General features: G+C 54.6%; 13 protein-coding genes. 4 read left to right on the plus strand and 9 right to left on the minus strand.

Annotated elements, in window-relative coordinates; translation table 11 throughout:
• The first annotated feature begins 52 nt into the window (after positions 1-52).
• Together LOC70_RS10530 and LOC70_RS10535 are read left to right on the plus strand one after the other, a co-directional pair.
• The gene (locus tag LOC70_RS10530) at positions 53-445 is read left to right on the plus strand and encodes a CoA-binding protein (RefSeq protein WP_230253559.1); all 393 of its coding nucleotides are present in this window, start codon (positions 53-55) and stop codon (positions 443-445) included.
• 231 nt (positions 446-676) lie between these two features.
• Positions 677-1,588: a universal stress protein gene (locus LOC70_RS10535; RefSeq protein WP_230253560.1), complete on the plus strand. Its 912-nt coding sequence runs from the start codon at positions 677-679 to the stop codon at positions 1,586-1,588.
• 148 nt (positions 1,589-1,736) lie between these two features.
• Here LOC70_RS10535 and LOC70_RS10540 read toward each other — a convergent pair whose 3' ends face one another.
• The 4 genes from LOC70_RS10540 to LOC70_RS10555 form a co-directional block, all read right to left on the minus strand.
• On the minus strand, positions 1,737-2,684 hold the full coding sequence (locus LOC70_RS10540) for a universal stress protein (protein WP_230253561.1): 948 nt from the start codon (positions 2,682-2,684) through the stop codon (positions 1,737-1,739).
• A gap of 195 nt (positions 2,685-2,879) precedes the next feature.
• Complete coding sequence (locus LOC70_RS10545) at positions 2,880-3,794, minus strand: universal stress protein (RefSeq protein WP_230253562.1); 915 nt, start codon at positions 3,792-3,794, stop codon at positions 2,880-2,882.
• Entirely contained in the window at positions 3,794-5,248 is a 1,455-nt protein-coding gene (locus LOC70_RS10550) for a sigma-54-dependent transcriptional regulator (RefSeq protein ID WP_230253563.1), read from the minus strand. The genes LOC70_RS10545 and LOC70_RS10550 overlap by 1 nt, the downstream gene beginning before the upstream one ends.
• 162 nt (positions 5,249-5,410) lie before the next feature.
• The gene (locus LOC70_RS10555) at positions 5,411-5,584 is read right to left on the minus strand and encodes a hypothetical protein (protein ID WP_230253564.1); all 174 of its coding nucleotides are present in this window, start codon (positions 5,582-5,584) and stop codon (positions 5,411-5,413) included.
• Between the two features lies 1 nt (position 5,585).
• Between LOC70_RS10555 and LOC70_RS10560 the strand changes: the two genes are divergently transcribed.
• Both LOC70_RS10560 and LOC70_RS10565 read left to right on the plus strand, forming a co-directional pair.
• Positions 5,586-7,112 (plus strand): ATP-binding protein, encoded by a 1,527-nt coding sequence (locus LOC70_RS10560; RefSeq protein ID WP_230253565.1) that lies wholly within the window; start codon positions 5,586-5,588, stop codon positions 7,110-7,112.
• A gap of 24 nt (positions 7,113-7,136) precedes the next feature.
• Positions 7,137-8,270, plus strand: coding sequence for a two-component system sensor histidine kinase NtrB (locus LOC70_RS10565; RefSeq protein WP_230253566.1), 1,134 nt, complete (start codon positions 7,137-7,139; stop codon positions 8,268-8,270).
• A gap of 9 nt (positions 8,271-8,279) precedes the next feature.
• Here LOC70_RS10565 and LOC70_RS10570 read toward each other — a convergent pair whose 3' ends face one another.
• The 5 genes from LOC70_RS10570 to LOC70_RS10590 all read right to left on the minus strand — a co-directional run bounded on the left by LOC70_RS10570 (position 8,280) and on the right by LOC70_RS10590 (position 20,497).
• The gene (locus LOC70_RS10570; protein WP_230253567.1) at positions 8,280-10,817 is read right to left on the minus strand and encodes a chemotaxis protein CheB; all 2,538 of its coding nucleotides are present in this window, start codon (positions 10,815-10,817) and stop codon (positions 8,280-8,282) included.
• Positions 10,810-14,079 carry a chemotaxis protein CheB gene (locus LOC70_RS10575; protein WP_230253568.1) on the minus strand — a complete coding sequence of 1,090 codons (3,270 nt, stop codon included), beginning with the start codon at positions 14,077-14,079 and terminating at the stop codon, positions 10,810-10,812. The genes LOC70_RS10570 and LOC70_RS10575 overlap by 8 nt, the downstream gene beginning before the upstream one ends.
• 52 nt (positions 14,080-14,131) lie before the next feature.
• Entirely contained in the window at positions 14,132-14,572 is a 441-nt protein-coding gene (locus LOC70_RS10580) for a response regulator (RefSeq protein ID WP_230253569.1), read from the minus strand.
• Positions 14,523-16,220 (minus strand): sensor histidine kinase, encoded by a 1,698-nt coding sequence (locus LOC70_RS10585; protein ID WP_230253570.1) that lies wholly within the window; start codon positions 16,218-16,220, stop codon positions 14,523-14,525. The genes LOC70_RS10580 and LOC70_RS10585 overlap by 50 nt, the downstream gene beginning before the upstream one ends.
• Positions 16,221-16,465: 245 nt before the next feature.
• Positions 16,466-20,497 carry a chemotaxis protein CheB gene (locus LOC70_RS10590; RefSeq protein ID WP_230253571.1) on the minus strand — a complete coding sequence of 1,344 codons (4,032 nt, stop codon included), beginning with the start codon at positions 20,495-20,497 and terminating at the stop codon, positions 16,466-16,468.
• Between the last annotated feature and the right edge of the window lie 35 nt (positions 20,498-20,532).

The following is a 20,532-nucleotide window of genomic DNA, read 5'->3' on the forward strand; positions in this document are numbered from 1 at the left end:
CATTTCCTTGGTGAATCGTCTCTTTGGAACAATCCTGGCCGGACCGGCAATCATGCAAAACGCCATCTCTGATTTTCTATCCTCATCGACCTACGCCGTCGCGGGGGCTTCGGCTCGTCAGCACAAATACGGCAACAAGGTTTTTCGAGCCCTGCTGGGGTCCGGTCGAACCGCGTTTCCATTGAATCCGGTCACCGAAGAAATCGAAGGCCATCGTGCGTACCCGCGACTTCAGGATCTTCCGGAAGTCCCGGAGGCGGTGTCGATCATCACACCGCCGGAGGTGACACGGCGGGTTGTTGACGACGCGATCGCGGCAGGCGTGAAGCATTTATGGATGCAGCCAGGTGCGGAACACGAAGAAGCCAGCCAAGCTGCTCGCGATGCGGGTTTGACCGTCATCGACGACGGCAGCTGCATTCTTGTGCTTCTCGCCCGCGAATGAACCTTGGTCACCCCCAAAAACGCGCTCCCGCGACACACAAAAGCCTCGAGCAATGTGTCGCAATCACGTTGCAATCCGCTCTGTCGTGCACACCCGCACGCAAAGGCACCCAAACACACGACCAATGTGATTGGCATCAGCGTTGCATCACTCAAATCCGAGAACGCCGCTGGGTGCGATCAAGCGACGCCTCTGAGTTTGAGTGATCGCGGTATTTGAGGAGTGAGTGCCATGCGCAACGTACTACTAGCGGTTGATGGATCCAACCCATCCGAGCAAGCTGCCAAATTCTTAGCTCGGATCCCCCATTTCGATCCAGTCAAACTCACCATCGTCACGGTGGTTCAACCACGATTCGTTCATTCAAGCTATGCCACGAATGAACTGATTCAAAAAGCCTACGAACAAGATCGTCAAAACGCAGAGAAGATGCTGGCCAAGATCGAACCATTGTTCGACGGTGCCGATGTCGACGTTCAGTGTGAATTGCTGGAAGGCGTGGTCGGCGAATCGATCGTTCAAAAGGCCAAGGAGTTGAACGCCGACTTGGTGGTGGTTGGTGCCACGGGGCATTCGCAAATCAGCCGCATGCTCTTGGGCAGCGTCAGCGATTTTGTCGCCACCCATGCTCCCTGCAGCGTGTTGGTCGTCCGCCCGGACTTGCTTCCCAAACCAGGATCGCCTCTGCGAGTCTGCTTGGCATACGAGGGCACGGGCCCCTGCCAAGCTGCTTTGGAGGAGTTCCAAGAGTGTCCTTGGCACGGCAACACAGAACTGCACGTGGTTTCAATTGCCACTTGCTTGAATGATTTGTACAGCGACACGTCGTTCATCCAACACTACAAAGACGATCTCGCCAAAGCCCAAGAACAACTCGAGGAAGTTTCCGATCATGTGATCACTCACTTCCTGGAAGACGTTCACTACGGCGAAGGGATCACGCGATTCACCGAAGCCAACGAGATGAATCTGGTCGTGCTGGGCGAAACGCCAAGGTCGCAGTTCAGTCGGTTTCTGCTCGGCAGCACCTCGCAGTATGTCCTGCGACACGTTCCTTGCAGTGTTTGGATCACTCGCAATCGCATGATCAAAAACCTGAAGCAAGGCACTCAAGAGCAGTCCAAGGTGACCGCAAACGGTTGATCTCGAACGAGTGTCGTTCGTGCCACCAAACAACGTTACCGACGCTTTTTGTTGGCAACGTTGTTTCTTTTCTGTCTGGCGTGAACCAATCACCACTTCAGCCAAAACACAAAAGGGGCACGCGAAATCACGTGCCCCTCGTCCGCGTTCAGGCTCCCACAACCGATTGCTGTTGCTGATTGGGTTCGGATTCAGTCTGCCCCTCGTCGGCTCGGACGATCAACGTGCTGCACTCAGCGTGACGCAGCACATACCGCGACGTGCTTCCCAACAACATTCGCGTTAGCATTCCGCTGTCGCTATCGCCCGTGACGGTCAGGTCGCATCCATGTTGTCGAGCGTACTCGACCAAGGCATCGCCCACGTGGTCGGCTTCCACAAGATGCGTCTCCGTGTTCAAGCCCAAGGCTTGCAACTGCGTTTCAAAATCAAGGATCTGCGATTGAGCGTGCTCGTACTGCGAATCCCAAACGTCGGAAGCATGTTGACGTAGGTCCTGACGATAAAATGTGAAACGATCCAACACGCGAACCAAGTGAACCTCCACGCTGGGTTTTAACTTCATCTCTCGCAACCAGGCCAGCATCCGTTCGTCTTCTTTCTGACCAGACAACGCAAGCATGATCTTGTTCAATTCCACCGGCACATTGCCACTGCCGGGTGACCGGACGATCAACGCACTGCAGCTCGCATGCGTCGCGACGTAGTCCGAAACACTTCCCAGCAGCACTCGTTCCATCGCGGAATGACCGATTGCCCCAACGACCACAAGATCCGCCTGGGTACGCTCGGCGACACTCACAATCGTCGAGGCGGGCGGGCCCGTTGGCACATGCTGGTGAACCGAGTGCACGTGGTCCAGCGTCTCCAACTTCGCCGCCACCTCTTCCATCGCTTCTTTCGAACGCTCCGTTTCAACGTCGAGAAACGCTCCCAGATCCAGAGGCATGCTCATTGAGCCGGTGTCCACCATCATGGGCGGCGCGACCACGGAAACGATATCAAAATCGATGGGTTTCCGGATCGGCAGATTCGAAGCGAATTCGACCGCTCTCTGAGCGTAGGTGGAAGAATCAATCGCCAGCAGAATTCTCATCGTTCTGTCCTCAACCGGGGGAAAAGAAATGGCGGACACGCGTCAACGCCACAGGTGACGCATCCGCACGTACGAAATTCCTTGCAAGAGATAGACCAATCCAAACGATTGCCTAGCAGCTTCATTCGTGTGACACACACGCACGCTCAGTCACCGCGGAGACCTGCAAACCACCTGCGGCCGTGACATATTGGCTCACTTTCGAGCGATCAGAACGGACTGCTTTGCATGCCGAACCACATAACGGCTGACGCTGCCCAACAGCACACGTTCCAACAATGGTTGGTCGTGATCGCCCACGATGATCAAATCGCTGTTGTGTTTTTCGGCGTGTTCCACCACCGCCTGCCCCACATGAGGCGACTCCAATAGCGTGACGTGGGCGTCCATTCCTTTCATTCGCAGTTGCTCACGAGTGGCTTCCATCTGCTTCCAAGCCACCGAGCGAACCTCCTGCATGTAGGCTGAGATCTTTTTCAGAAGATCCAGGTCGTACTCCGCATGCGTTTCCATGACGTGAATCAACTGAATGTCACAATTGCCTCGAAAGCCAAGCCGACTGATCCACTGCGGCAATAGGCTGTCGTGCATGTTGTTGCTCAAAGCAATCGTGACGCGTGAGAAGAACGGTTGACCGCTCACGTCCAATCGATGTGATGGACGATGCACCAAACAACTGCACGCAGCATGATTGGCAACGTAGTCCGAGGTGCTACCCAGGAACACACGTTCCATCGCCGTGCGTCCCACCGATCCGACCAGCACCCAATCTGCGTTCATGTCAGCGGCCTGTTCCACCAAACCTCGCCCCGGATGCCCTTGTGAAAGCAGTGTTCGGCACCCCGCGAAACGATCTTTGTATTCGTCTCGGATCCGGGACAAAGACGCCTCTTCCGCATCGGCTTGCATTTGAAAAATGTCCGTCGGAATCCACGGAGTGACGGCGTCGTCGACGGTGTAGACAGGTGGCGATGGCATGAACCGCATCAGCGTTACGTCGCAGTCTTCCGCGATGGACGACAACGCAAAGGACTCCAGTGCTTGACGCGATGGTTCCGATCCATCCATTCCGACCAAGGTGGTGAGTTTCTGTTTGTTGTTAGCCGACATCAGCAATCCTCCAGTGGGGCGTTTGCTTCGAAACGTTCGAGCATGCGGTACAGCTTGCGACGATGAATTCCCAGTTGCCTGGCGGTCTTGGCTTTGTTTCCACCAAGTTGTTCCAAGACCTCGGTCACGTGGCGTTTGATCAGTTCATCCAGTGGCAAATGACAATCCCCAATCGCAGGCACAGGCGTGACAGAAACGATTTCTTCACTCACGAGATCCACGGAGTCTTGAATCGGTTCTGCGTTGGGCAGCCCATTCGATGACGTCGCCACGGCACTGGTGTCTTCGTGATCAGTGGCGTGCACGATTTCTCTTGGTAGGTCATCCATTGTGATCGTCTGATGATCGGCGAGGATGGTTGCTCGCTCGACCACGTTGATCAATTGCCGAACATTTCCGGGCCAATGGTAAGCTTTCAAAACCGCCATGGTTTCAGCATCCAGCGACCAACCTCGCGGCAGGAAGTGCTCCAGCAAACATTCGATGTCGCCACAACGCTCCCGCAGCGGCGGCAGCGAGATCGCCAGGACGTTGATTCGATAGAACAGATCTTCGCGAAATCTTCCGGCCTTCACCTCTTCCACCAAGTCTCGATTCGTCGCGGCAATCAAACGAACTTTGACCTTTCGTTCGCGGTGGCAACCGATGCGACGCAGCGAGCCATCTTCCAACACTCGCAACAGCTTGGGCTGCAACGCCAAAGGCAATTCGCCAACTTCATCGATGAACAGGGTTCCCCCGTCGGCAACCTCAAACAATCCAGGCTTGTCCGACGTCGCACCCGTGAAAGAACCCTTCAGATGTCCGAACAACTCGGACTCCACCAATTGTTCTGGCAACGCCGCGCAATTGATCGTCACAAAAGGTCGCTCGGCCAAGTCGCTTTGCTGCTGAATCAACTGGGCAACTACTTCTTTGCCCGTTCCGCTTTCGCCCTCGATCAGAACCGTCTTTTTTGTGGGAGCGACTTTGGAAATCATTCGCGACAACTCGGCCACCGCAGCCGATTTCCCGACCAGTTTGGGAGCCGGACGATTGCGTGTGACCAAATTTTTGAGCTGTTGGTTTTCCTTCTTCAGCAATCGCCGTTGGCGTGCTAGTTGAAGACGATGTTCCAAATCCATCAGTGAACAGGGCTTGGTCAAAAAGTCGCTGGCCCCCATCTGCATCGCCTGCACGCAGGTTTCAATGGTGCCTTTCCCGGTCAAGAACACGACTTCAACATCCATCCCGTCTTCTTGGACACGCTGCATCAACTCCAAGCCGTTCATGCCGGGCATATCGATATCGAACACAGCCACATCGAAATCCTCCCGATTCAAAATCGTCACCGCTTCGGCGCCGCTTGCCGCGGAGCGCACCGTGTGCCCCAGACGTTCCATGAACTTGCCGCAACTACGGCGGTAGTCATCTTCGTCGTCGACGAGCAGCAGTTTGATTCCAGATGAATCCATGAAATTTTTCGATGTGAGAAACGCGGACGAACACCGAGCAAGCGATCATCGTTCCGCAACGCTTGCGACGCCAGAAATGCAATTTGTCGAGTCAATTCGTGCGGCAGAGGACACAAGCCGTGCATTATGACACACTCTTGATGATCCAAAACGGCGCGCTCGTCACAAGAAGTCACACCATTTGAGCCAATTGGAATCGCCAACCGGATCGGTGCGTGCTTTGCGTTGCTCGCCCAAACCGCCGCCGAATTTTTCACTGGCTTGGACATTCACCCTGGTGCGCCCGCCTTGCAACGCGGGCACTCGCCACGGCGCACCCTTTCGAGCAGGACGCACGATGAACCGCATCCCACCGATTACTCCCGTTCCCATTCAGACTCCCAATCGTTCCATGCCGTCGCTTCAGAACATTTTGGTCATCGAAGATGATCCCGATGCTGCGGAGTCACTGTCCGACGTTCTTTCGGTCGAAGGTTACAACGTCACGACAACCGCGTGCGTGCAAGAAGCTCTAAACGTTTTGGGCAGCCAAGCATTCGGTTTGATACTGACTGACCGCCGTTTGCCGGATGGGATGATCGAGGACCGACTGCCGGAGATCAAATCCGGTTGCCCAGAAACACCCATCATCGTGGTGACGGGTTACAGCGATCTTCAGGCTGCAATCGTTGCCTTTCGGCATGGAATCTCGGACTACGTGATCAAGCCCATCATTCCCGAGGACCTGATCCAAACCGTTCGCCGAATCATCGAAAAGCAGGAACTCGAGTACCAATTCCAGCAAGAGCACGCCTTCGCAGAACGACTTCAATCCACCGCGGAAGCCATCATTCTTGTCCTGGACCCCGATGGCCAAATTGTTCACTTCAATCGCTTCTTCACCGAACTGACCGGCTGGTTTCAACAAGATTTGATCGGTGAGAACTGGTTCGACCGCTGCATTTTCGAAGATGACCTCTCACGCCTGCATCACGTCCATTCATCGATCATTCGATCCGGTGGGCATCGAGGGATCACCAATCGGATCCGCTGCAAGAACGGCGAAGCTCGAGAGATACGCTGGTCCAACGCGAAGCTGGATGGTGATGAATCCGAGTCCGACTACGTCCTGTCCGTCGGCATCGACGTTTCAGATTTGGCCGAGGTCACCAAACGGGCGGTGAGAGCCGAACGCTTGGCCGCCATCGGCGAAACCGTGGCTGCGTTGGCCCACGAAAGTCGCAACGCGATTCAACGCATGCAAGCCGCCGCGGAAGTTCTGGCACTCGACATCCGTGGCAATCACGATTCGGAAGAAGAACTGGCGGTGATCCAACGTGCCGCTTCGGACCTATCGACGTTGCTCGAAAGCGTCCGCGCATTTGCCGCTCCCATCCACGCCAATTTGGAATGCGCCAACCTGGGCGAAATCATGCAGAGAGCCTGGTCCGATCTGCAGAACAAACGACAGGGACGTGACGCAACGTTGACGGTTCCCAGCGATCATTGCCAACATGTGATGGAGGTCGACATCAGTCGGATGGAGCAGGTGTTTCGAAACCTGTTCACGAATTCGCTGGAGGCTTGCGAAGACCCAGTGGATATCCAGATCAAATGTCAGTGCACCGACGATGACATCCGGCTGTCAGTCATCGACAACGGGCCCGGACTGAACCAAGATCAAGCGACCCATTTGTTCGAGCCGTTCTACACCACCAAATCGACCGGCACCGGTTTGGGCATGCCCATTTGTCAACGAATTATCGAAGCCCACGGTGGTGACATTCATGCTGAATCCCATCCCGGACAAACCACCATCAACATCTGTTTGCCGCGAACGCTTCCAGCTTCACATGATCCGTCTTTTGGTCCGAACGATGCGTGACATGATCCTTGCCGGTTCTTTGCCATGATTCAAGACCACGATCACTCACTGCTTGCTGCGATTCTGGCGACTGCGGTCGATGCCATCATTGTCATCGACGATGGCGGGATCGTTCGTGTGATCAACGATGCCACCGTTCGCATGTTCGGTTACAGCGAATCGGAGATCGTTGGTCAGAACATCTCCATGCTGATGCCATCGCCCTATCGAGACGAACACGATGGCTACCTTCGCGATTATCAGCGAACCGGAATCGCGAAGATCATTGGAATCGGACGAGAAGTTCAAGCTCGACGCAAAGACGGCACGGTGTTCCCCATCAATTTGGCGGTCAGTGAAGTCAAGATGAAAGAGGGACGTTGGTTCGCCGGCATCATCCACGACGTCACGGAAACCAAGCGAACGCGAGACGAATTGGCAGTACTCAATGACCAGTTGGAGGAACGCGTCCGGGAGAAAACGCGTGAATTAGAAGCGGCACAGGCTGACTTGGTCAAAGCGGAACGCTTCGCAACGTTGGGCAAGGTTGCCGGCGGAATCGCTCATGAGATTCGAAACCCTCTGAGCGTCATCCGAACATCCACCTATTTTCTTCGGCACGCGAATGATCAACCCGAAGCCAAACGGCAATCACATCTGGATCGGATTGAACGTCAAGTTACCATGATCGACAACGTGGTCACCGCCTTGGTGGATGTGGCTCGATTGCCGGAACCGTCCGTGGTCCGCTGCGACGTGGCGTCGGTCGTGGTAGCCGTGAACCAAAGCCTGGAAACACCGGACTCCTTCAAGATCGATCAGCGTCACCCGGAAACGCTGCCGCCAGCCAAGATTGACCCGAATCAAGTTTCGATCGTTTTTCAAAACCTGCTGCGCAACGCCATGGATGCCATGCCCGACGGTGGATTGGTGCAAATTTCTTCCCGCGAGGAGAATGGATTTGTCGTGGTGCGAGTGACGGACCACGGACCAGGAATCCCACCTGAAAACATGGACCGCATTCTGGAGCCGCTGTACTCCACCAAGACACGAGGCATGGGCTTGGGACTGGCAATTTGCATGGTCATTCTGCAGAAAAACGACGGTCACCTAACCGTCCACAATCAACCCAACGCAGGAGCCGCCTTCGAAGTCCATCTGCCGATATTCGGTGAATGAAGTCTTCCCTCATTCGGCCGACTGGGCTTCGTCTCGAAAGGCATTCAGGTCGAGGATGTTGATGATGGCGCCTTTGCGTGAACTTCCGCTGATGTAAGGCACAACTCGCAACAGGATGCGTTCCCCGTTAATCGTATCCACCTCGCGAATGAACTTTTTACCCGAACGAAGAACAATCTCGAGTTGCTCCGGCAAGTCTTCAATCACCATCGAGTGAGTGAAACTCGATAGCGAGCGGCCAATGTCGTGGTCCACCAAATTGAAATAACGCGTCGCTGCGGGCGTGAACCGACGAATGTAAAGATTTTCGTCGACGAACAGGGTTCCAATGTCCGTGCTGCTGAGCAGGTTTTCGATATCCTCGGTGACTTCTTGAAGCTCGGTGATCTTGCGGTGGTTTTCCGCATTCACAGAGTACAACTCTTCATTGACGCTATGCAATTCTTGGTTGGTGCTTTGAAGTTCCTCGTTGGATGCAATCAACTCTTCGTTGGTGGATTGCAATTCTTCATTGCTGGTTTCCAGCTCTTCGATGGTGGCACTCAAGCTTTCCTTGGCAAATGCCAACTCCGCTTCCAACGCGTCGTATTGGTCCCCCGGCCGCGCGACGCGAACCTCGGTTTCGACCACATTGTGCTTTGTGTCGGGCACCCCCAGTTCAACGAACCACACAAACGCCGATTGAACGGCGCTGTGCAGCATCCGCACGGTGACATCGGTATCCGCGATCTTTCCGTTGACGAAAAACGGCACGTCACGGATCACGATCTTTGACTCGGGCTCCCGAGCCGAACGAACCAACGCCGCGCCCAACGTCGTGCGGGCCTCTCCTTCAATCATCCTCAGCAAATTGCCACTGAAACGGCCGGCGGTGTTTTGCAGGTACTTGCTGGCGTCGCCGAACACGTGCAGCACATTGCGTTGTTCATCCAGCAGCAACCCACACTCGACAAATTCACCCAACAACAAGTCATAAGCGTCTAGCAGACCAGTGAAGCTCAGTTGCTCTGGCTTGTCCCGATTCAGGATATTGACCAATCGTCGAGGCGCTTGCTCTTTCGCCCTCAGTTGTTCGTACGACTTGATGGCCACCGGCAATGATCGAAGTTTGCGATAGATTCGCCACGTCGGGTCCAACGTTTCAAACTCGTCTTGCAGCTTGCCGGGCGTCTCGCTGCTTCCGAGCATCATCAGGCCATCTTTTTCCAACGAGAAATGCAACGAAGCGATCGCAGCATTCTGGGCCTGAGGCTTGAAATAGATCAGCATGTTTCGACACGTCACCACATGAATTTTGGTGAACGGCGGATCGACGATTAGGTTGTGCTGTGCGAACACAATCTGCCGCCGGATCTCGGGCGTGACCTTGTATCGCGTTTTGCTGACCGGAGTGAAGAATCGGTTCTGTCGTTGTCGCGAAACGAATTCCAAGGATTCGGCGGAGAACATCCCGCTGGCCGCTCGGTCCAAAGCTCCTTGATGTGCGTCGGTGGCCAAGACTTTGAAACGCGGCTCTTTGCCCAATCGCTCAAAGGCTTCCGTCCCGATCATCGCCATCGTGTAGGCTTCTTCGCCCGACGCACAACCCGCCACCCAGATCCGAAACTCTTCGTCCGGTTTCAGGTGAGCAACCATTCGGTTGATTCGCGACTGAAGTGAGAAGAACGCTTCCGTATCACGAAAGAACTTGGTCACACCGATCAACAAATCGTGATAGAGCGTGTCGACCTCTGCTTTATCCGAACGCAATAGCTCGGCGTACTGCTGGATGCTTTTACAGTGACGTGAATGCAGTCGGCGTTCCAGCCGTCGCGCCACGGTGGACTCTTTGTAGCCACTGAAGTCAATGCTGTGACGATCTGACAACAGCGAAAAGACGAGGCGAATCCCAGACAGGTCTTCAGAGGTCAATTCTTCCCGACGCGATGGACCATCGGGTTCATTCAGATGTTCCCAAAGTGAGACCGCGATCTCTGATGGCGACAAAATATAATTGATGCAATCCGTTGCGATGGCGTTCTTTGGCATCCCGTCGAACTGCGCAGTGTCCGGAAGCTGCGCGTAGGTGATGCCTCCACTTTCGTAGATAGCACGCACTCCCGCCGTTCCATCGGACCCGGTGCCCGACAAAACAACGCCGAACGCATTGGCACCAAAACTCTTCGCAATGGACTGGAACAACAAATCCACCGGACGTTGAATTTGTTCCCGATCCATGTCGCTGGTCACGAAATGACCATCCACGACCGTCAGGTTCTTTTTCGGCTGAATCAGGTAAACCGTGTTTGGTTCGAGTATGGTTCCGTTCTCGGTATTGACCACATTCATGTTGGTGAATCGCGAAAGGATTTCATCCATTAAACTCTTGAAGTCCGGCGACAGATGCTGAACAACGATGAACGTCATTCCCGTATCACTCGGCAATTTGCCGAAGAACTCCTCCAACGCTTTCAGCCCACCAGCGGACGCGCCGATCCCCGCCACCGCCCGAATGCGTTGAACGGGTACGTCGACCGCGTCGGGATTTTCCGAGTGAGTGCTATGCATGGTCACCGGAGCCTTGCTCCGAGAGGTTTCCTGAACTGAATGGTTTGTATTCACGCAGCGTTAGACAGACGACCGTTCCACCACTTGGACTTCTCTCCAACCAGATTCGCCCACCGTGCCGAATCACAATGCGTTTGCAAATCGCCAGCCCCACGCCGATCCCTGGCACGTCGGGTTTGAACCCCAAACGCTTGAAAATCGTGAACACACGATTCGCGTGACGTTCGTCCACACCGATCCCGTTGTCCGCAACGTTGATCTGAACGAAACCGTCCACCGCGGTGTTGGACAGATGAATTCGCGGCGGCTGGTCGGAACGATACTTGATCGCGTTATCGATCAAATGGAAGAACAACAACTGAAGTTGCTCTCGATCACCTGCCACCACGGCCAGCTCATCCATTTCAACTTCGGCACCGTAAAAGTCCAATGTCGTCGATAAGTTGGCCAGGGCATCGCCGATCGCGTCCGTCAACGGAACTCGGTCCAGTGGGCGTCCCAAAGTGTTGATTCGTGAATACGTCAACAGAGCTTCGATCATCATGCTCAAGTTCGACGCACTGTCGCGAATCACCTTGCCCGACTTCAAAATCTTCTGCGAGTCATTTTCTTTGGTCGCCGCGTCGAGCATCTCCGCATACTGCGAAATGTGACGCAGAGGCGCTTGCAAATCGTGCGACACCGCATAGGCAAAATCGGGCAACTCCTCACCCACCTGAGCCAGCGTCATCAACGTCCGTTGAGCCTGCTCGGCCTGCTTGAGTGCCGTGATGTCTGTCGTGGTCAACACGATCCCCCGGACCACACCCTCCTCCGTGCGGTACGGTTGCATGCGTTGCAGGTAGACGCGGCCGTCTGAGTTCTGCACTTCGATTTCACGAGATTCGGCAGACGCCAAAACAGCCGCGGCATCAGAAAGCAGGTTTGGGCTATCCAACTTGTACGCGATGTGATTGATCGGACGACCGATGTCCTGTTCCATCACATTGAACGCGGCAGAAATTGCCGGGGTGAACATGCGGATGCATAACTCATTGTCGAGAAAGATCGTTCCGATGTCCGTGCTCTTCAAAAGATTGTCCATGTCACTGGTGAGCTGTGTCAGCTCTTCAATCTTTTGCTTGTGCTCGGAATTGACCGTGTACAACTCCTCGTTGACGCTGTGTAATTCTTCGTTGGTGCTCTGCAGCTCCTCGTTTGATGCGATCAACTCTTGGTTGGTGGCCTGCAATTCTTCGTTGCTGGACTCCAATTCTTCCACCGTCGCCTGCAACGTCTCTCGTGTGTAGGAAAGCTCCAGTTCAAGGTTGCTGATGCGTTCACTGGACAAATCGTCGGATCGAAAACGCTCGGCCTCCTCATCGTCCGACACCTCATCGTGCATTTCTTCAATGCAAATCAGATAGAGGCTTTGACTTGACTTCTTGTACGGCTCGACGGTGATTTTGTAGATCCGGTCCGGAGTGGACTCGTCCCCGGCAACGCGAATTCCGTCAAAGATCGCCGGCACACCTTTTTGCTTGGCTCGATGCAATGCGGCACTGGTGGCCGTTCTCAATTCCAGGCATAGCATTTTCAAAACATCGAGACTCGGCCGCCCTTCCGGCTGCACCAGCAGTTTTCGCGCGTCGCCGAAGGTATGAATCACCTCGTTGAATTCGTTGACCATCAAGCTCGGAGGAACATGCTTGGTCAGCAAGTCTTCCATGGCGGTCGACACCCACGCTTGCCGATCGCCCTGCGGTGCAACCGCAACAAACCCATGTTGTTTTTCTCGAATGACGGTGCTGAGAATGGGCGTCATTGGTAACCGAGCCGCGTCGGGCAACCGAACATCCCTTCGCTTAGAATACAGACGCCAGTGCCGGTCGAGTGTTTCAAACTCAGGCGCCAAATCGCCGACGGTTTCACTGGGACCGAGGAAGAGAATTCCTCCCGTCCGCAATCCAAAATGGAACAGCGACAGAATCCGCTTCTGAATCTTTGGTTCCAAATAAATCAGAACGTTTCGACAACTAATGAAATCCAGTCGAGTGAACGGGGGGTCATTGGTGAGATCATTTGCAGCAAAGATCACGCGCTGTCTCACATCGCGTTTGATGTGACACAGGCCACCGGATTGAGTGAAGTATTTGACCTGAAAATCGGTCGGCACGGTGTCCAATGCCGATGTCGGGTAAACACCGGTACTAGCCGTTTCCAAAGACGTCCGGTGAACGTCCGTTGCAAACACCTTGTAGTCGCAGGTGCGACCTTCTTTTTCCATCGCTTCGTGAAAGAGCATGGCGATGGAATAGGCCTCTTCTCCCGTTGCACACCCTGGGACCCAAATCCGCAGCTCATCGCCAACCGCAGCGTTCTCCACAATCTTGGGAATGATTTCATTCCGCAGACGGACGAAGGCCGCTTCGTCACGGAAGAACTGAGTGACCTCAACCAACAGGTCCCGGTAGAGGGCCTCCACTTCTTCTTCGTCATTCTCAAGCAACGCCGCGTACTCGTTGGCGTCCTTGAATCCGCCCATCTGCATCCGGCGTTCGAGGCGTCGGGTGATGGTGGCCGGTTTGTACAATGCGAAATCCAGACCATGCCGCAGACGAAACATTCGCAGGATACTGAACAGGGCCGAATCACCGGTGCCCTCACTGATCTCGTCTTGATTCTTGAGCACGTCCCGATCGCGACCCTTGGCGTATTCGATCAATCGCGAAGGCATCTCCTCGGGCGTGCAAACGACGTCCACCGCATTGGACTGAATGGCAGCACGCGGCATCCCGTCAAAGCCAGCCGACGCTTCCGTCTGCACCATCACAACGCCGCCCAATTCGCGAACGTCTTTGATCCCACGCGAACCGTCGCTACCGGTGCCTGACAAAACGATCGCCACCGCGCGAGGTCCCGCATCTTGTGCCAATGAGCGAAAGAAGATGTCGATGGGCAAGTTCAAACCGCGGGCATGGTCTTGCTGAGTTAGCAACAATTTGCCGGCTGACAAAGCCATGTTCTTTTCAGGTGGGATCAAGTAGATCGTGTCAGGCTCCACCGTCATTCCATCGGTCACCTTGCGGATCGTCATCTTGGTGTGACGAGCCAACAGCTCATCCATCAAACTCTTAAAGTCTGGCGAAAGGTGCTGAATAATGACAAACGCCATACCAGAATCGGCTGGCATGTGATCAAAGAAGTCCTCAATCGGCGCAAGCCCACCGGCGGACGCCCCGATTCCGATGACGAGTAGTGGTTGGTCTTCAGAATCGCTCATGGGGACTTTTCAAGGATGCGTGGCGGGGGTGAGTCAAAGGATGGTGAAAGATTCACTTCTGCGGCAGTTTGACCACGTTGACCCAGAAGTCCTGGACGCTCTGAATCACGGAAAAGAACTGCGTCAAATCCACCGGCTTCACGATGTAGTTGTTGGCTGCTAATCCATACGACTCATGAATGTCACGTTCTTGACTGGACGTGGTCAGCACGACAACAGGAATGGCCTTGAGCGCAACATCGGAACGAATCTCTTTGAGCACCGATCGGCCATCCAACTTCGGCATATTCAGATCGAGCAGAATCAAATCAGGACGCACGGCGCCCTCGTACTTGCCCTGTTTGCGCAAAAACTGCATCACCTCCTCACCATCCCAAACGTGATGGATGTTGTTGCGGATCTTTCCCTGTTGCAGTGCATCGATGGTCAATTCCGCGTCGGTTTCACTGTCTTCCGCCAGCAAGATATCGATCGGCTTCGGCTGATTTTGCATATTCGAATTCGGTAATGGATGAAATGTTGGACGACGGAACGGAAGCACTTGCCACCGGCAACGAAATACGGAATGAAGCACCTCGTCCCAAGGATGACACGAGAGTCATGGATCCGTTGTGGCGGTCGACGATGCGTTTACAGAGCGCCAAACCGATTCCCGTCCCGGGAATCTGTTCACGGCGGTGAAGCCGTTTGAAGAGTTCAAAAATTTGCGAGTGATGACTTTGGTCGATCCCGATGCCTTCATCGGAAACATCAACGACCAATCGACCGTCTTCACGGATTTGATCGATCGTGACTTTGGCCCGCTGACCTGGCTTTCGAAATTTGATCGCGTTGTTGATCAAGTTCTGAAACAACTCGACCAACAACCCTTCATGACCTTCGACGACATCGAGATCAGCGACTTGAATGTCAGCGTTGGTTTCCTGGATCAAATGCGACAAGTTTTGCATCGCGGTTTGGACGCAATCGTTCAAATCAACCGGAGCGATCTCCAACTCGGATCGTCCGACTCGCGACAGCGCCAGCAGATCATCAATCAATGCTTTCATGCGTCCGGCGCCATCCACGATGTGCTTCAGGTAGCTCTGACCTTTGTCATCCAGATCTCCCGCATATCGCTGCTGCAGCAATTGGCTGAAACCGATGATCGCCCGAAGAGGCTCCTGAAGATCATGTGACGCGGCGAAGGCAAACCGCTGAAGTTCTTGGTTACTTTGCTGCAAGTCGTGCTCGTACTGCTTGCTATCTTCGATATTGAAGATCATCCCGGCAGTCCGAACCGGTGTCCCGACTCCGTTGAACAAGGTGTGTGCGTGCGTTCGAAACCAACGGTAGTCTCCATCGTGATGCAGCATCCGAAACTCGGCACTGAATGGCTTCTTGCTTTCCCGCTGCTGAACGAGCTGCTCATCGAAGCTTGCTAGGTCCTCTGGATGGATCCGGTCGCGGCTGGCTTGGATCGTGTTGGGAATGGACTTCGTGTCATCACCTTCGAACCCCAGCAAACGCCGAAACTTTGGCGCGTACTCAACCTCGTCGTTTTGACGATTCCAATTCCAAATCCCACCGCTTTCACCCAACAAACGGATGTAGACCACTCGATTTCGCAGATCGTTTAGATGCTGACGGACGCTGAGCGTCGCCAACAGAATCGCAGTTGCAATCGCGACCGCCACATTCACCAGCATCAGCATTCGGGCTTGCGATTGAAGTTCCTCCGCTTCCAGCCAACATTGGTCCGTGAACGATTCAATTCGCCGCTCAAGCTCGTCCAAGGTCGGTTGGTCGTCAAATCGAACCTTCGCATCGATCTCACGGGCGCTGGCACCGTTTTCAGCCATCGCGTGCACGACGGCCAACTGCGAGGTGTAAGCCGTGATCATTGCCGACGTTTCCGGCAATTCAGGTCCCTGGATCTCACCAAATTGAATTTGCCGCAGCTCCTTGATCTTCTGACGAGCCTTGCGTGCGTTCTCTTGAGCGGCGGCGTAGTACTTCGACTCGTCGGGACGCAGAACGTAGTTCTTGAAGTTGTGGATTAGCCCGCCGTAACCAAGTTCGCGATCCAATTGCTCCGATGCATTCACAGCTTGCGACGAAAGCAAGATCACTTCGTGTCGACGTTCATCGGCACGGATCATGAACCAACTGATGATCGAGACAGCTGCGACACAGCCTCCAATGCAAAAAACGAGCGTTCGCGTGCGCATCGAGATCACCAAGTAGCGAAATTTGTGCGGAAAACGACCATTCTGCTAGGTCCTGCGGAGCAACGCAAGTGAACATGGTCGCGTTAAGCCTCGCCGACGCGAGCACTTAGATGGGCGATCGAACATCCTCCACACAACAGAATTGACCAATTCGTGCTCCGAACACGACCGACGAGTCAGTTGGCCAGAACACATGGCTGCATCTCAGAAAGTTCAGCCAGAATTTGATCCAGCTTCTCGGGATTCAGCGGCTTGACCAAATGCAAATCGAATCCGGATTCGCGAACGGCCTCGCGGTCTTTGTCCTGCCCGTAGCCGGTCAACGCCACCAACCGAGTCCCGGCCAGCTCCCGATCGGCTCGCACTCGCCTCGCCAACTCGTGGCCGTCCATCACTGGCAATCCGATGTCAATGATCGCAGCATCCGGACGCACCTCACGGATTTTTTGCCAACCCGCCGCACCATCCTGCGCCTTGAACACTTTTAGCCCTCGCAACTCCAACAACACCGACAACATTTCGCGAGCGTCTTCGATGTCTTCGACGAGCACAACGGTTCGCAATTCAGACACCGAATCTTGCGTGGTTTCCTCCGGCTCAACCGTGACCCCGCACGACAACGGCAACGAAACGGAAAAGGTACTGCCTCGACCAATCCCGTCGCTGGATGCGGTCACGCTGCCGCCGTGCAACTCCACCACCGCCTTGACCAAAGTCAATCCAACTCCCATGCCTCCATTGGATCGATCCAGGGTCTCATCGGACTGATAGAATAGCGAGAAGATTTCATTCAATTTGTCTCTGGAGATCCCTGCACCGGTGTCTCGCAAATGAATCAATGCACTTCCTCGGTCGGCCGACAATGAAAGATGGATCGAACCTCCGGCGGATGTGTACTTCACGGCGTTGGTCAGCAGGTTCACCGTGACCTGCTCCAACCTGGCAGGGTCGCCTTCCACAATGATGGGATGATCCGGGAGTTCCGCAGACAACTTCAGCCCGGCTTCCTCGGCTCGCCCCGAAATTGTCCCCACCGCCTGCTCCACCACGACCGCCAAATCGGTCTGTTGCTTTCGCAGCTCAATCTTTCCATGGGTGATTCGCGAAACGTCGAGCAAGTCATCCAGCAAACGTGACATTTGTCCCAATTGTCGTCCAACGACTCGCAAGGCTTTCTCGGTCACCTCCGGTTCGATCTGGTCCGACGACATGATTGCGATCGCGTTGGTGACCGCCCCCAATGGGTTCCGCAGCTCATGCGACAGCATTGCCAAGAATTGGTCTCGGCGGGCGACGCCTTGTTTGACCTCTTGTTCCGCCACGCGACGCTGTGTGACGTCTTCGAAGGATCCCGCCATTCGAGTTTCTTTGCGTCCAGCTTTTCGCTCGGCCGAACCACGCATGTGAAACCATCGGTACTCGCCGGTGTTTCCATATTCCATTCGATATTCGATATCGAAGGCACTGGATTGCTCGAGATGAGAACTCAATGCTTTCATCACCCGTCCATGATCGTCCGGGTGCATCAGTTCTTCCCACAAAGAAACCGTCATTTCGTCGCTGGGAGAACGCCCGAGCAGGGTGTACATCCGGCGGGAACACCAAATCGCTTCCTTGGTGACGTCCTTCCAATCCCAAATGCCCGCATTGCTACCTCGCACTGCCAAATCGAAACGTTCTTCGCTCTTTTGCAACGCTTCGGTAGCGGCCTGGAGCATGGTGACGTCCACCAACGTCACCACTGCTCCTTCGACCGTGCCCCGCGACAGATAAGGAAAGATCCGTAGCAGATACCACTGCCCATTTTCGTCTTTGATCTCGCGTTGGACCGATTGTTCGGTCTGAATCACTTCGTTGATGCTGTCAATCAATGAAGGATCTTCGAGACGATGCGTGAACGCGTCGATGGGACGCCCGATGTCCTGAGGAATGAGATTGAACAACTCCGCAATCTGAGGCGTGAATCGACGCAATCGCAGCCGTGAATCCAAGAACAACGTGTGCACGTTCGTGGTGGTCAACAGATTGTCGATGTCATCATTGAGCTCGGTCAGTTCATCGATTTTGCGCTGGTGCTCCGCATTGACCGTGTAGAGTTCTTCGTTGACCGAATGCAACTCTTCGTTGGTGCTTTGCAATTCTTCATTGGACGCCGTCAATTGCTCGTTGGCCGACTGCAGCTCTTCGTTGGTCGACTGGTGTTCTTCGATCGTTGACTGCAAATGACTTTGCGTGAACTGAAGCTCGCGTTCGAGATACTCGACCGCCATGACCTGCTCCGCATTCAGGACGCTCGTTTCCTTTGGGCTGACCCTGGTTGCCTGTCGTTCCAATTGAATCAGCACGTTCCCTTCACGGCCGTCGCCCATGTCGAACTGCTCGACACTCATACGAACCGCCTGGGGCTGACCATTCAATTCGCACATAATGTCTTCGATGGAGACCGGCTTTTCATCCCGCCGAAGCTGCACCAAAGCAATCGATAGAGGCGACCTCAGTTCCGGAGCGATGATCTGCAGCAGATTGTTCTGAGGGCGTCCGTCGGCAAACGACAGATACTCACCAGCACCGCCGAAGACATGCAAAATCTCTTTTTGGGAATTGACCAAAATCGCGGGTGACAAAAATCGCTCGAGCAATTTGTCGTAAGTTTTCAACAACTGGCGCGTCGCCACCCGGCCCTGAACGGTCTCTTGTGGGGGCACCGCGTGAGGAGCCCAGGAACGTCGGGCATTGATACCGCTGTGAGTCGTCGGGCTGATCTCTCGATGCTTCCGAAAGATTCGCTGCGATTCATCCAGCGGCTGAAACTCGTTTCGCAACGCGCCCAGCGATTCGCTTCCGCCCAGGCACAACACCCCACCTGACTTCAACCCAAAATGGAACAAAGACAACACGCGTTGCTGCGTCGCCGGTTGCAGGTGAACCAAGAGGTTTCTGCAGGAGATCAGATCCAACCGCGTGAACGGTGCATCACGGATCACGTTGTGAGGCGTGAACACGACCAGTTTGCGAATTTCAGGCGTGAGGTGAAATCCGTTTTGACGTTGAATAAAGAAACGCTCGCGTCTCTCGGGTGTGATTGCAGACAGGCGATCTCCGGTGAAAACGCCCCGACCTGCGACGGACAGGGAAGGCTCATGAACGTCGGATGCAAAGATTCGAATGTTCTTTTCCAAACCACGCCGCTCGAACTCCTCCACGAGCTGAATAGCGATGGAATAGGCTTCTTCGCCAGTCGCTGTTCCGGCCACCCAACATCGAAAATCCTCATCCGGCGCAAGCTCATCGACCAACCGCGGAATGACGTCCAATTCCAATCGGTCAAACGCTTTCCCATCTCGGAAGAAATCCGTCACACCGATCAGCATGTCGCAGTACAACTGGTTCAGCTCATCCGCATCTTCCCGAACCAGCTCAACGTATTCCTGCATCGATTCCTTTTGGGCCAAACGCACGCGTCGTTCGATCCGCCGATGGAACATCTCCGTTTTGTATTGCGAGAATTCAATGTTGAAAGCGTTGTGCAGCAGGCCAAAGATCATTCGAGCGGGCGAATCAACATATTGGCTGTTATCCAAGGCTCCGATTGAGGCGGGGTCGCTCAACAAAGACGAATCGTCCATCGCCATCCGCTGCAACGCCTTCGCGATTTCCGGCGGACTGAGCACCAAATCCGCAACGCCCGTTTCGAAAGCACTGCGAGGCATCCCATCAAACGCCGCTGACTCAACCGATTCCACGATGACCGTGCCGCCCGCGGCTGCGATATCGCACACGCCGCGGCTGCCGTCCGTTCCCGTCCCTGACAAAATGATGCCAATGGCATCCTGCCCCGCGTCCTGAGCCAAGGTCCGAAAGAACTCATCAACCTGAAACGATAGGCTGTGCCCCTTGTTCCGTTCCGCAAGATACAGCCGACGATTGGAGATGATCACGTGTTGCCCCGGCGGCAACAAGTAAATCTGGTTCGGCTCAACCAGCATCCCGTCTTCGATCAAATGAAGCGGCATGTCCGAATGACGAGACAGCAACTGATCCATCATGCTGTCAAAGTCGGGGGACAGATGCTGGATGACGATGATGGCCAATCCGGCGTTGGGATCCAGCTCATCAAACAGCGATTCCAACGAATGCAACCCACCGGCCGAAGCACCGATGCCAACCAACTTCGTTGGCGCAGCGGACGCGGAAGATTGCTCGTTCATCGTTCTCTCTTCCGAAGGAATCGCAGCGTGGCGAG

Source organism: Rhodopirellula halodulae, assembly GCF_020966775.1.
In the GTDB taxonomy this organism is placed as follows: Bacteria; Planctomycetota; Planctomycetia; order Pirellulales; family Pirellulaceae; genus Rhodopirellula; species Rhodopirellula halodulae.